Below are 13968 nucleotides of genomic sequence, written 5' to 3' on the forward strand. Positions count from 1 at the left end.
AATGGCTGCGTTTTCTGTTTGAATATGCATACTAAAGAAGCCCGGCAGATGGGAGAAACAGAACAACGGATTTATGGCCTTTCTGCCTGGCAGGAAGCGCCTTATTATACCGATAAAGAACGCGCTGCCCTGGCGCTTACAGAAGCGGTAACCCTGGTAAGTGAATCCCGTGTACCGGACGAGGTATACAAAGCAGCACAGGCGGTTTTTACAGCACAGGAAATAGCCACCATTACCATGGCCATTGTTGTTATTAATTCATGGAACCGTATTGCTATTACTTCAAGAACATTACCACAGGGATAATGCTCACAGGCAGCCATGGAAGTGCTTCCGTGGCTGCCTGGTGTTTTAATGGGCAACCGGGAGAAATTTACTTTTTATCCACCCGGTAAAATCAAAATATTTCCGGAGCTGCATTTCAAATTTATCTTTCTCAATAGTTGCCAGCACCGGGGATATTTTCTCCCACAACAATTCATTTTTCCTGGTGCTATTCATTTTCGGATAAGCCTTTATTGTTTTAAAGATCATATTCTCCACTTTCAGCCGTACTCCGCTGTACTGGAATGCCCGTTTGAACGACCTGATTTCGTAATCAAGATATTCCAGGTTATTGGCTTCATAATGAATGAGGATGCTCAGCAGCCGCGATACCCTGTAAATAACCGATTGATAACTGGCCTTGCCTATCAGCACAATTTCATTGATATATTTTTGCGCCTTTTTAAAGTTGCCCTTCCTGAAATAGGCCAGCCCAAAGCAGAAAAGTAATTCGCACTGCCTTTCTTCATCTACCAGGCCATACGCCTTTAACAGCGCGGGATCGCTGTTTTCAATATAGGTTACTGCAGCGTTTAATTGCTGCGTACCCATTAACAGCACCAGCTGGTAAATCATCGCTGATTTGCGAACCATGTACCTGAAATACCCGGGATAGCTTTTGTCGTCCAGTTGCTCCAGTTTCTGTACATAAAAAGACATTTCCTCATAACGGCCGGTGGTCCGCAGGCTGTCGAGGATGCCATCCAGCGCAGAGTGGTAGTCCAGCGGCGGGTGATGCCACAGCACCTTATTCTTTTCAAACAACCCGTTCAGCTGGTAAAAAGTTTTTAAAGCAGATTTATAATCACCGATATTGGTAAAGAAAGACGACTGGAACAACAGATGCAGTTTTCTTGATTCCAGGCTGTTCTTCGTTTTGGCGTTAACGATACTCATTTCACTCAGCAGCAGGTCGTTCAGCTGTTTTTTTTCTTCTTCAGATATGGCCTTCCCGGTATGCAGCAGCCTGTATTTGAGCAATTCGTATAAGGAATGATGTTCGTGCGTGTTGCGGATATCCTTGATGGCGTTCCTGGCTTTCATTTGTATTTCCACCAGTTTGTTTTCCGTCATACCCGGGAAATTAAATTCTGCCAGGTAATTAAGTTCATACCGGTAAAAGAAGTATTCTATAAACTGTTCCTGTGAAACGATGGCTAACTGTTGCAGCTTCTTTAACTCCCTGTATCCTTCCTCGGGCAAATTGCGCTCCTTCAGGATATTTACCCGCAGCATACCATGCAGCAGGCGGAACTGGTCGTCTTCCTTTACGCGCGATTGTATCAGGCAATCGGTCAGCAACTGCAACAGGTACCTGGCGGTATTGTCAACGGAAACGCCTGTATGAAAATGACTGAATTTTTCATCCAGCAGTTCTTTGGTGATTACCTCATGCTGATCTATCAGGTCAAATAGGGTAAGATATTCTTTATCGCCTTCGTGTTTACGGGTATAAAGTTTGAAACGGCGTTTTTCAGATTTTGATAAAGACTTCACTAAACGTATTACTGCTGCCTGCGACATAACGGGATATTTTGAAATTAATGGAATAGCCGTAATCCGTGTACGGTAAAATGGTTGATTATCATTTACTTAGATGAATCTCTGCTTGTTCACTTGATCTGGTAGAATTATGGAAAATAATAAAAAAAGGTCAAAATAGGAATCCTTAACCGGATATTTTTACTTCAACAAACAGAAAAATTTCACGTATGGATATAAAAAAAATAGTTGTTGTTGGTAGCACAAATATGGACATGGTCGTAAAAACAAGCCATATACCCGTGCCTGGTGAAACAGTGCTGGGAGGTTCGTTTTTAATGAACCCGGGAGGTAAGGGCGCTAACCAGGCAGTAACCGTAGCGCGTTTGGGAGGGGATGTACTTTTTATCTCCAAGGTAGGCAATGATGTATTCGGAAAACAATCATCCCAGCTATTTGAGGAAGAAGGTATCAATACTTTTCATGTGCTGTCAGATGATGAGTTGCCATCCGGCGTAGCGCTCATTACAGTGGATGAATCCGGGGAAAACAGCATTGTAGTGGCTTCCGGCGCTAATGGTAATCTATACCCCGACGATCTGAAAGATGCATTAACAGAAATAGCAGGCGCAGGTTTCCTGCTCATGCAACTGGAGATCCCCATGGAAACTGTTCATTTTGTGGCCGGTTACGCGGCATCCAAAGGTGTGCGGGTGATCCTGAATCCCGCGCCGGCCAACACACTCAGCCCGGAACTGCTGGCTAATACAGATATCATCACACCCAATAAGAAAGAAGCGGAAATGATTTCCGGCATTAAGGTCACCAATATTGAAAGCGCGAAAAAGGCGGCCAAAGCCATTTACAATATGGGGGTGAAAAACGTAGTGGTTACCATGGGCGCCATGGGTGCAGTTATTTGCCAGGAAGAAAAAACACTGGTGATCCCCGCACAGAAAGTAGAAGCAACAGACACCACCGCCGCAGGCGATGTTTTTAACGGCGCGCTGGCAGTGGCCTTATCAGAAGGGAAATTGTTTCCTGATGCAGTGGAGTTTGCCAACATCGCCGCCGCGATCTCTGTAACAAGAATGGGCGCACAATCCTCTATTCCATACCGAAATGAATTTATTGCCAGTAGCATGAAAATAGAAGGCGAAAAGAAAAAATAAAGCTCCGATCCGTTTCCACCGTTAAATCAACCAATTCTTCCGTTATGAAAATAAAACTACTTTGGAGGTTTATCAGCCTCGTCATGAGCCTATTGCTCGTTGGTCATCTGCAATTGTACGCGGGGGGAAAATATCCGCTTCGCACACACCAGGGAACCACCACGCCAAACCGGGCGGATAAAGTTACCGGGCAGGTAACAGACAACCAGGGCAAACCGGTACCCGGCGTTACTGTGGCGGTGAAGGGCACCAGCACCGGTACTACCACAGATGAAAAAGGAAATTTTGCTATCCAGGTAAACGATCAGCAGGTACTGGTGTTTTCCTATATTGGTTTTCAAAACCAGGAAATTCAATATAAAGGCCAGCGCACCCTGTCGGTAGTGCTGCTGGCTTCTTCCACACAGTTAAATGAAATTGTAACAGTAGGTTACCAAACGCAGCGTAAGGTAGATCTTACGGGAGCGGTGTCGGTAGTGGCGATCGATAACCTGAAGAACGCGCCCACCAGTAATCCTATCCAGTCGCTGCAGGGCCAGGTGCCGGGGCTGTTCATCACTACCAGCGGAAATCCCAGCGGCGCTTCTACCGTGCGGATCCGTGGCGTGAGCACGCTCAATAATAACGACCCGTTATATATCATTGACGGGGTTCCCAGCAAGTCGAGCGCATTCCAGATCCTCACTGCGGAAGACATTGAGTCCATCCAGGTACTGAAAGACGCCTCATCTGCAGCTATCTACGGTGCGAGGTCGTCGAACGGTGTGATCATCGTTACCACCCGGCAGGCGAATACCAATAAAACCATTTTCAACTTCAGCTCCCGTGTTACACAGTCTACATTTACTACCGCGCCAAAGCTGCTGAATGCTACGGACCGCGCCAGGGTACAGTGGCAGGCTACTATCAACGACGGACTGGATCCCGATGATATTCCTTTTGTGAAGTACGACTGGTCCCGTAACCCGGATGGCACGGCCGTGCTGCACGGGCTCACGATTCCTGATGAACTGGTGCCGGGCGTGCCTTCTGCCAATACCAACTGGTTTGACGCCATTACGCGGAAAGGGCTGATCCAGGAGTATAACCTTTCGCTTTCTTCGGGCAGTAAAAACGGCGGCGCGTTTATGTCTGTCGGTTACCTGAAAGATAAATACGTGGAGGAGTTCAAGGATTTTCAGAAGTTGTCGCTCCGTGTCAACTCCCATCACCGCTTCCTCGATGGAAAAATAAAGATCGGGGAAAACCTTGCTATCTCCAATGGGATAGATAACGGCGACGGCAGTACGACGGCCTTCGCCGATGCCTTGCAGATCCAGCCGGTACTGCCGGTAAAACTGCCCAACGGCGAATATTCCGGCCCTGTAACCGGCAGTTTCGTGGATCATCCCAACCCGTTGATGACACTGGATCTTAATAAATGGGACCGCGTAAATTCCCTGAATATTCTTGGTAACATCTACGCGAATATATCTGTCCTGAAAAACTTTACGGTAAACGCTTCCCTCGGTGTGGAACATTCCAATACGGAGATCCGCGATATCCAGCGCAAATTTTCCACCGGCTTCATCAGCCGTACGGTAAACTCGTTGAAAAATTCCAAGTCGGAGGAATTTAACTGGAACCTGAACACCACCATCCAGTATAACCTGGAGGCCAGTAAACACCGCGCTACTTTTTTAGTGGGAACTGAAGCCGTGAGAAATAAATACGCCATCAATTCTACCTATAAAGAAAACTTTGCGCTGGAAACACTGGATTATTTCGTGGAAGGTGCCGGCAGCGGTAACCAGACGGTAGGCGGCAACGCCAATGGTTTTTCGCTGCTTTCTTACTTTGGTAAGGTCAATTATTCGTACGACAGTAAATACCTGCTGTCGGCTACTTTGCGCTACGACGGATCATCGCGGTTCGGGAAAAATAACCGCTTTGGCACATTCCCGGCTATCAGTGCCGGATGGAGAATTAATGAAGAAAATTTTATTAAAGACAATACCCGGATCATCTCCGACCTGAAACTAAGGGCAGGGTGGGGCAGAACCGGTAACCAGGAAATTTCCAGCACCGCCCGGTATGAACTGTATGAAACCTACTACGGCCTGGGCGCTATGCCATTCACCTCTGATAACGGTACTGCATACGATATTGGCGGCGCCGACTCCGGTCCTTTATTATCCGGCTTCCGGCAAACACAGCGGGTGAACGACGATCTTCGCTGGGAATCTACCACTGAAAAAAATATAGGACTGGATGTAGGATTGCTGGATCAGAAATTAACTGCTTCTTTCGATTACTTTAACCGGGCTACCAAAGATATCCTCATCTCCCCGGCCTACCTGGCTGTACAGGGCGAAGGCGGTACCCGCTTTGTAAACGGCGCTTCCGTAAAAACAACCGGCTTTGAAATTGCAGTGGGCTATAAAGACCAGGTGGGCGCCTTCAACTATTCCGTTGTTGGAAATGTAGGCCATTACAGCGACCAGATCACCGACCTGCCCGATAACGTAGTACATTCTTATCCCGGTAACTCCGAACAAACTATTCTCGGACGTTCCATGAATTCTATTTTCGGCTATGTAGCCGATGGCATCTTCCAAAACAAAAAGGAAGTAGACAACAGCGCAGAACAACCCGGTAAAGGCATAGGCCGGATCAGGTATGCAGACCTGAACAACGATGGCGTAATTAATACGCTCGATCAGCGATACCTCGGCGTTTCCGCACCACAGTATTCATTCGGACTAAACCTGCAGGGCGAGTACAAAGGATTTACGCTCAGTATCTTTTTCCAGGGAGTAGCCGGCATTTCGGTATATGATGAACGCAAAAGATTTTCCGATTTCACCAACCTCTGGGCAGGCACCAACTATGGCAGCCGCACGCTCAACGCATGGACGCCGCAGAACCCTAATTCCACCATCCCTGCTGTAACACTGGCAGATAATAACAACGAAGGAAGATTGTCATCTTATTTTATAGAAAACGGCGCTTATGTAAAACTCCGCGAAGTAAGCCTGGGATACCTGATAAAGAACATCAAACACCTGAATCCTATCCGGGTGTATGTAACGGGTCAGAACCTGTTGTCTTTTAAAGATAATTCAGGTAAAGATGCTTATGTATCCGCAGACCCGGAAGATTCCGGCTATGGATTTCCACGCCCGCGTAAGATCACCTTTGGTTTCAATTTATCATTCTGAATTTTAAAACAGCAGCGTTATGAAATACTATATAAAGTTTAGTTTACTGTTGATGTGCCTGGGAATTTTGCTTCCTGCGTGCAGCCGGTTCCTGGATGTACCGCCAAAAGGCGTGGTGGGCGCAGATGACCTGAATACGCCGGAAAACGTAGAAAAACTGGTGATAGCCGCTTACGCCAGTTTAGGCAACGATCACTGGGAAGTGCCTTACACCAGTGCATGGGTATACGGAAGCGTACGGTCGGACGACGCTTACAAAGGCGGACTTGGAACGGCCGACCAGGGCGAGTTTACCCAGTATGAAGTATTTTCCACCATCCAGGAAAACCAGAGCCGTGGTAACCTGTTATGGACAAGGTTATTCATGGGCGTGCAACGCGCCAACCTGGCGCTGAAAGGGGTCAACCAGTTAAGCGACGACAGCTACCCGGAAAAGAAACAACGAAGGGCGGAAATGCGGTTTATCCGCGCACATTTCTATTTCCTGCTGAAAAGCCATTTCAAAAAAGTACCTTTTATTGATGAATCAATTTCACAGGACAGTATCAACACCGTTTCCAATGTGCAGTATAACAACGATGAACAATGGAATAAGATTGCGGACGACTTCCAGGCTGGTGTAGATGATCTACCGCTTCAGCAGGAGCAAACAGGCCGGCCAAATAGTTACACCGCAAAGGCATACCTGGCCAAAGTGCGCCTGTACCAGGCCTATGAACAGGACGAACAGAACAATGTGACCCACATCAACCCCCAACGCCTGAACGAAGTAGTAACGCTTACAAACGATATCATCACCGGCAGCGGGTATAAGCTGTCTGGCGACTACGCCGAGAATTACCTGTGGCAGTTCGAAAACGGGAAAGAATCCATTTTCGCGGTGCAGCGCTCCCTGAACGACGGATCAGAAGTGGGCAGGATAGATATGTCTACCGCCCTGAATTATCCCATGTACCCGGCATATGGCTGCTGCTCTTTTCACCGGCCCAGCCAGAACCTGGTGAATGCTTTTCAAACCGGCCTGGATGGACTGCCGAAATTTGAAACATTCAACAATGTGGAAATGAAAGACCAGGCCGACTTCCAGAATAACTCCTTCGATCCCCGCCTGGATCATACCGTAGGACTGCCCGGTCATCCTTTCAAGTACCAGAATAATATTATTTATCAAACCAGTTCCTGGACCAGGGGACCGGAATTGTACGGGCCATTCTCCGGGATGAAATCTGTAGTGCAGGCGGATTGTCCCTGTCTTACTACGGCCAAGGGATACGCTTATCCTGCCAGCTCTATGAACAACGACATCATTAAATTTGACGATGTGCTGCTTTGGAAAGCGGAGGCGCTGATAGAACTGGGCCGGCAGAACGAAGCAGTGGATATCATAAACCAGGTACGCCAGCGTGCAAAGAACAGCACTGGCAGGTTAGTTGATGCTAACGGTCACCCCTACTCGAATTATCATGTGGAACTGTATAAGCCCGGTCAGAATATCGCCTGGACGCAGGTCAATGCGCGCAAGGCTTTGCGGTGGGAACGCCGTTTGGAATTTGGTATGGAAGGCGCCCGCTTTTTTGATTTGGTGCGTTGGGGCATTGCAGCAGAAGTACTGAATGATTATTTTGAGGTGGAAAGCAAACGCAGAACCTACCTGCAGGTGGGGCATTTTACAAAGAACCGAGATGAATATTTACCGGTGCCTACGCAACAGATAGACCTGAGCGATGGCCTCTATAAACAAAACAGTGGCTGGTAACAGCAATTAAATTCATTAAATATCAACCTATATGAAATTCCACAAAAAGCAGGCATTAGCAGCAGCGCTGTCATTTGCCATGATCAGTTTTTTAGCGTCCTGCGCTATGTCGGAAAAAGCAAAGGAAACCACCGGGGAGAAAGCAGCCATTATTTTTGATTCCGACATCGGCCCCGATTATGATGATGCCGGCGCCATTGCCCTGCTCCATGCCCTGGCCGATTCAGGGGAAGCAAAGATCCTGGCTACCATTGCCAGCAACAAGTATGAAGGTATTGCCGCCGTGCTGAATGTATTCAACACGTACTTCAAACGCCCCGATATTCCCATTGGCGTGCCCAAAGGTGCGGGTGTGGATATGCGCGACAGCCAGCACTGGACGGATTCTATCCTGGCCAAATACCCACATGCTATCAAAAGTAACAACGAGGCGGAAGACGCGGTTACGCTGTACCGCAAGGTACTGGCGGCCCAGCCCGATCAGAGTGTGACCATTGTTACCGTTGGTTTTCTCACCAACCTGGCTAACCTGCTGCAGTCGAAAGGAGATAATATTTCACCGCTCACCGGCAAGGAACTGGTTACACAAAAAGTAAAGCTGCTGGTGAGTATGGCCGGTAAATTCCCGGAGGGAAGAGAGTTCAATGTATTCTGTGATTCTACTGCTTCCATTGCAGCCTTTGAGCACTGGCCCACAAAAGTGATTTACTCCGGCTTTGAAATAGGATGGAATATTAAAACCGGCCTGCCGCTGTCGCAGAACGAAAGCATTCAGAATAGTCCGGTAAAAGATGTGTTCCGGATCTGCATCCCGCAGTCGCCCGACGATGCGCAGGGCCGCATGAGCTGGGACGAAACGGCTGTATTGGTAGCCATTCGTGGTTATGAACCCTATTACACCGTACAAAGCGGCAAAATAAAAGTAGCGCCCAATGGCAGCAACACCTGGGATAACAGCGGCAGCGGGCAGGATTACCTGTTGGAAAAAATGCCGCCGCAACAAGTACAGGCGGTGATTGAACAGCTGATGGCGCATCAGCCGAAGCAATAGAACAGGTACGCATCATTTCAAACAATAAGAATTATTACGCATGTTTATTGTACAAGATTATGGAACGGCCGTTTGGTTATGCGTGATCACGATGTTGTGCTGGGGCTCCTGGGCCAACACGCAGAAGCTGGCCGGCAAAACCTGGCGCTTCGAATTATTTTACTGGGATTATGTGATAGGCATCTTATTATTCTCGTTGCTGTCGGCGTTTACCCTGGGAAGTAATGGCAACGGGGGCCGCAGCTTCCTGGCAGACCTGTCGCAGGCTGCCGGCGTCAATATTGCCAGCGCGTTATTGGGTGGCGTTATTTTCAACGCCGCCAATATCCTTTTAACAGCGGCTATTGCCATTGCCGGTATGTCGGTGGCTTTCCCCGTAGGCATTGGGCTTGCCCTGGTGCTGGGTGTGGTGATCAATTACCTGGGCGCTGCAAAAGGCAACCCGGTATGGCTTTTTGCAGGTGTGGCGCTGGTAACCGTGGCAATTGTACTTAATGCAGTGGCCTATCGCAAGGCTTCAGGAGAGAACCGCAAAGTATCGTCTACCGGGATTTTACTATCCATAGTGGCCGGTGTGCTGATGTCGTTTTTTTACCGGTTCATTGCGGTATCTATGGACCTGCAGGATTTTGTACACCCGGCTGCAGGGAAAATGACGCCTTATACGGCCGTTGTTATTTTCTCCGCAGGTATTTTTATCAGCAACTTTTTGTTCAATACCATTTTGATGAAACGGCCTTTTGCAGGGGCGCCTACAGGGTATGCCGATTATTTTGCCGGGAAATTTTCCACGCATATGGTGGGCGTCCTGGGTGGTGTTATATGGGGATTGGGGAACTCCCTCAGTTTGATTGCAGCGGGGAAAGCCGGCGCCGCTGTTTCCTACGGACTGGGACAGGGAGCAACGCTTGTTGCCGCCTTATGGGGCGTGTTTATATGGAAAGAATTTAGAGCTGCGCCAAAGGGCACCGGCGGGCTCATAGCCGGGATGTTCCTGTTGTTTGCCGCCGGGCTGGGGCTAATCATTTATTCAGGAGGATAATAAAGTACCGCCTCCGGCGGATCTTGTCTGACTCAGGATGATGATTACAGGGAGTAATGTTATTGCCGGAGGCGCCCTGGGGAAGATTTCTTATCTTCCCCAGGATAATTTTATAGGGAGATGATAAAAAGAATAGCGCCTGATAAATGGAAACATTTCTTCGTGGGTATCCTGATGGGAGCAGTGCTGCAGGTAGCGGCACAAGTGGTATTCCCGGGCCGCACCTCAATGGCCACGTTAGCGGCCTTTACAATGGTAGTAGCCATCAGTTATGGTTTTGAGCTGTTGTCGCTGATCACCGGCAGGGGGCATTATGATATCATGGATGCGGTAGCCAGTATTATTGGCGGCCTGGCCGGTATGTTGCTGGGGTTGGGTATTTACCGGTGGCAATTCCAGTTTTAAAAATGCGGGCTCATAAAATCCTTTTCTGGAAATCCGCAAGAAAGCGTAAATCAATGATCCCCGCTTTACGTATTTTCGCAACATGGCTTTGCAGAAAATAATGATCCCCATTAATGACCCCGCACATTTTTCTTTTGAAGAATGCCTGCGTTTCCTGGGGAGGTCCGATAAGGAGTGTTTACATTATATACATGAAGGAAAGGTGCGGCGGATGTTGTTGTCCGGCGGAGAGCCGGTGGTAGTGGAAATTGCACCCGGTTCAAAAAAGGATTTCCTGGAAGTAACCGTACTGGCGCCCGCCGGTACGGAAGTGGAGGAAGCGCCCATTGTAAGATATATTACGCATTGGTGGCACCTGGACGCCGACCTGCAGCCCTTTTACCGTTATACACAAACAGACCCGCTGTTAAAAGGGCTGGCCCAAAAATACAATGGCCTTCGCCTTATAGGAATGCCCGATCTTTTTGAGGCCATCACCTGGCCGGTGATAGGGCAGCAAATTAACCTGGCCTTTGCCTACACATTGCGGCAGCGGTTTATCACTCACTTTGGTTATCATGTGCACCTGCACAACACCGATTTTTATTTGTATCCGCATCCTAAGGTGATTGCCGCGTTAACACCGGACCAGCTTACGCCTATGCAGTTTTCCCGCAGTAAAGCATTGTACCTGGTGGAAACCGCCAAACAAATGGCCGGTGGCGCACTCAGCGAGGAGGGCCTGAATGCCATGAGCTATGAAGCTGCCCGCGAAAGCCTGGTAGCTATGAAGGGAATCGGCAACTGGTCGGCCAACTATGCCTTGATGAAATTCCGCCGTTTTCCGCAATCTGTTTTACTGGAAGATGTTGGTTTGCAGAATGCAATAAAAAATAGATTAAATTTGGAAGCCAAGCCCTCTATGACGGCGTTACAGGAGTATACAAAGCCATGGAAGGAACACGCAGCATATGCCACGTTTTATTTGTGGAGGTCATTATTACCCCAATAGATTATTTCATGGAAGACGGATTGTATCATTTACGTATAGACACTCCCGTTGGACCGCTACTGATCAGTGGTACCACACAATTTATCAACGCTGTTTCCTTCACTGATGCCCCCCCGGTTGATTTCCCGCAGGCGCCTGCACTGTTGCTGGATTGTGCGCAACAGCTGTACGAGTATTTCGCGGGAGACCGCAAAGTGTTTGAACTGCCCATTTTCCAGGAAGGAACGCAATTCCAACAAACGGTGTGGCAACAACTAACTGTTATTCCATTTGGTCATACTATTTCGTACCAGCAACTGGCGCGCCGTATCAACAACCCCAAAAGCATCCGTGCCGTAGGTACCACCAACGGGAAAAACAGGCTGGCTATTATTGTACCCTGCCATCGCGTAATTGGCAGTGATGGCTCGCTTACCGGCTATGCCGGCGGCTTGTGGCGAAAACGCTGGCTGCTGGAACATGAACGGACCGACCTGTTTACGGGTTTGATGTAATTTCATCTGATATGGTCAATATTTAAAAAACTGCATCTGTTTTAAGATGATAATTTATCTCAATTTTGTTCCTGAATTACAACCCGGAATTGTTATCAACAACATGTAATCATGGAATTGAAATTGCAGGAAGACCTGAAACATACAGATCAGCTACTACAGTTAACCAAAGATTTCAGCAGCAGGTTTTTGTCCGCAATAGATAAACTGGCCGATAAAAAGGTACAGATCAACGGCCGTGTATCCATTCAGGATACTGGGTTGGGTGGGGCCGGGCATTCCGCCATCCGTGCGGCATTGGTGAACCGGCGTACCAATAGTAAAGATGTATTGATGGCCTATGATACCATGAAGGTACTGGGAGGGGAAATGGTGAATAAATATACTTATGCGTAAATCAAATACAAATGCTTACATCGCGCTTGCCATTGTAAGTATTTTCTGGGGAACCACCTACCTGGCATCCAGTGTGGGCGTAAGACATATGCACGGAGTGATGCTGGCAGGCATAAGACAGGCAACAGCCGGATTCCTGATCACCGGATTTTTTTTACTGAAGGGATATAAGTTACCGGGAAAAATAGTGTTGTCGAAATTGTTTGTGATCGGTACACTGATGTTGTGCGGCGGAAATGGTTTGCTCACCTGGGCGTTGCGATATATTCCCAGCGGGCTGGGCGCCATTATTGCGGCTACTATACCCATCTGGATCACCATTACCAGCTATTTCCTGGTACAGCGCACCCGGCTTAGTTTACAGCTCATCATCGGGATGATCCTGGGTTTTGGCGGCGTAGCGGGGATCTTTTATAATTATTTGTCCAGTTTGATGAACCCTGATTTCCAGTTCGGGATCATCATTGGTTTTATCTCCTGTATATTCTGGGCGTTGGGTTCTGTGTTAACGGCGAAATGGTCGCTGGGGGTGAACTACCTGTATGGCGCCGGATTCCAGATGTTTTTCAGCGGTATTATCATGTTGCTGGTAGCCACATTGTTCCTGGGGCAGCATGTGGAAATACAAAGTTTCACTACTGAATTATGGGAAAGTTTGTTGTACCTGGTATTGGTAGGCTCGGTATTTTCCTATTCCGCTTATGTGTTTGCACTGAATAACCTGCCGCCGGCGCAGGTATCTATTTATGCGTATATCAACCCGGTGGTGGCGGTGTTGCTGGGATGGCTCATCCTGCATGAAAACCTCACGTGGTTAACAGGCGTCTGCTCGCTGGTAACTATCGGGGGCGTGTACCTGGTGAACAGCGCTGTTAATAAAGGTAAAAAAAGTGTTGTAGCAACTGCAGAATTGTAATAGCTATAATTTTTTAAGGTAGAAGTTTATAGACAGATGCTCGCCCCGGTGTTTACCGGAAGGAGCATCTTTTCTTTTGTAATGGAAATGAATTAAATTGAGATGGATTATTAAACCTGTTATTTTATGGATGTTATTCAGGCAACGGAGTTACATACGAATGAAGTGGCGGTATTGTTTGATGCCTACCGCAGTTACTATGACCAGGCGCCTGATTTCAAAGGAGCGCTGGATTTTATTACGGAAAGAATTGCGCAAAAGGACAGTGTAATATTTGTAGTATTACTGGATGCTGAAATTATCGGGTTCACCCAACTATATCCCATCTTCACTTCCCTGGGCATGAAACGTGGCTGGCTGCTGAACGATCTGTACGTATTGGAGGAGCACCGCGGCATGGGCGCTGGTAAAGCCCTGCTGGACAGGGCCGCGGCATACGGCAAATCCACTAATGCGGCCTGGCTCATGTTACAAACCTATATTGCCAACACCGGCGCACAAAAACTTTACGAAAAAGAAGGGTTCAAAAAAGACACAAATTCCTACTATTATTATAAAGCACTTTAAAAATGGGGATCGCCTTCGGCGATTGTCTTGGAACACTGATTACAATGATTTGTTTGATGGATATGTTTTGATTTTATATTAGGGGAGATATAAATAAACTGTTCATATCTTTCTAAACTATCAGAAAAAGAAAAAAAATCAAACAAATCAGTATAATCAGCGTAATCAGTGT

Annotated in this window: 13 protein-coding genes; 12 read left to right on the top strand and 1 reads right to left on the bottom strand. The window is 47.7% G+C overall.

From position 1 onward, the window contains the following. Nucleotides 1-306, top strand: a 306-nt coding sequence (locus VN105_RS25230) for a carboxymuconolactone decarboxylase family protein (RefSeq protein ID WP_325645464.1), incomplete at its 5' end; no start/stop codon positions are given. Between the two features lie 45 nt (nucleotides 307-351). Here the strand turns inward: VN105_RS25230 and VN105_RS25235 are convergent. Then, nucleotides 352-1848 (bottom strand): hypothetical protein, encoded by a 1497-nt coding sequence (locus VN105_RS25235; protein WP_325645466.1) that lies wholly within the window; start codon nucleotides 1846-1848, stop codon nucleotides 352-354. Between the two features lie 188 nt (nucleotides 1849-2036). Between VN105_RS25235 and rbsK the strand changes: the two genes are divergently transcribed. The 11 genes from rbsK to VN105_RS25290 all read left to right on the top strand — a co-directional run bounded on the left by rbsK (nucleotide 2037) and on the right by VN105_RS25290 (nucleotide 13796). Further along, a complete protein-coding gene (gene rbsK, locus VN105_RS25240; protein ID WP_325645468.1) occupies nucleotides 2037-2978 on the top strand; it encodes a ribokinase in 942 nt (313 codons plus the stop codon). 83 nt (nucleotides 2979-3061) lie between these two features. Next, complete coding sequence (locus VN105_RS25245) at nucleotides 3062-6178, top strand: TonB-dependent receptor (protein WP_325645470.1); 3117 nt, start codon at nucleotides 3062-3064, stop codon at nucleotides 6176-6178. A gap of 19 nt (nucleotides 6179-6197) precedes the next feature. Next, entirely contained in the window at nucleotides 6198-7934 is a 1737-nt protein-coding gene (locus VN105_RS25250) for a RagB/SusD family nutrient uptake outer membrane protein (RefSeq protein ID WP_325645472.1), read from the top strand. Nucleotides 7935-7965: 31 nt separating this feature from the next. After that, nucleotides 7966-8985, top strand: coding sequence for a nucleoside hydrolase (locus VN105_RS25255; RefSeq protein ID WP_325645474.1), 1020 nt, complete (start codon nucleotides 7966-7968; stop codon nucleotides 8983-8985). 40 nt (nucleotides 8986-9025) lie between these two features. Further along, a complete protein-coding gene (locus tag VN105_RS25260) occupies nucleotides 9026-10027 on the top strand; it encodes a GRP family sugar transporter (protein ID WP_325645476.1) in 1002 nt (333 codons plus the stop codon). 120 nt (nucleotides 10028-10147) lie between these two features. Continuing rightward, nucleotides 10148-10432 (top strand): hypothetical protein, encoded by a 285-nt coding sequence (locus tag VN105_RS25265; RefSeq protein ID WP_325645478.1) that lies wholly within the window; start codon nucleotides 10148-10150, stop codon nucleotides 10430-10432. An 82-nt stretch (nucleotides 10433-10514) separates the two neighbouring features. After that, nucleotides 10515-11423, top strand: a complete 909-nt coding sequence (locus VN105_RS25270; protein WP_325645480.1) for a DNA-3-methyladenine glycosylase family protein — start codon at nucleotides 10515-10517, stop codon at nucleotides 11421-11423. 8 nt (nucleotides 11424-11431) lie between these two features. After that, nucleotides 11432-11917: a methylated-DNA--[protein]-cysteine S-methyltransferase gene (locus VN105_RS25275; RefSeq protein WP_325645482.1), complete on the top strand. Its 486-nt coding sequence runs from the start codon at nucleotides 11432-11434 to the stop codon at nucleotides 11915-11917. Nucleotides 11918-12028: 111 nt separating this feature from the next. Beyond that, complete coding sequence (locus tag VN105_RS25280) at nucleotides 12029-12313, top strand: hypothetical protein (RefSeq protein ID WP_325645484.1); 285 nt, start codon at nucleotides 12029-12031, stop codon at nucleotides 12311-12313. Continuing rightward, entirely contained in the window at nucleotides 12306-13229 is a 924-nt protein-coding gene (locus VN105_RS25285) for an EamA family transporter (protein ID WP_325645486.1), read from the top strand. The genes VN105_RS25280 and VN105_RS25285 overlap by 8 nt, the downstream gene beginning before the upstream one ends. A 126-nt stretch (nucleotides 13230-13355) precedes the next feature. After that, the gene (locus VN105_RS25290; protein ID WP_325645488.1) at nucleotides 13356-13796 is read left to right on the top strand and encodes a GNAT family N-acetyltransferase; all 441 of its coding nucleotides are present in this window, start codon (nucleotides 13356-13358) and stop codon (nucleotides 13794-13796) included. Nucleotides 13797-13968: the final 172 nt, after the last annotated feature.

Origin of the sequence: Chitinophaga sp., from assembly GCF_035564935.1 — a bacterium.
In the GTDB taxonomy this organism is placed as follows: Bacteria; Bacteroidota; Bacteroidia; order Chitinophagales; family Chitinophagaceae; genus Chitinophaga.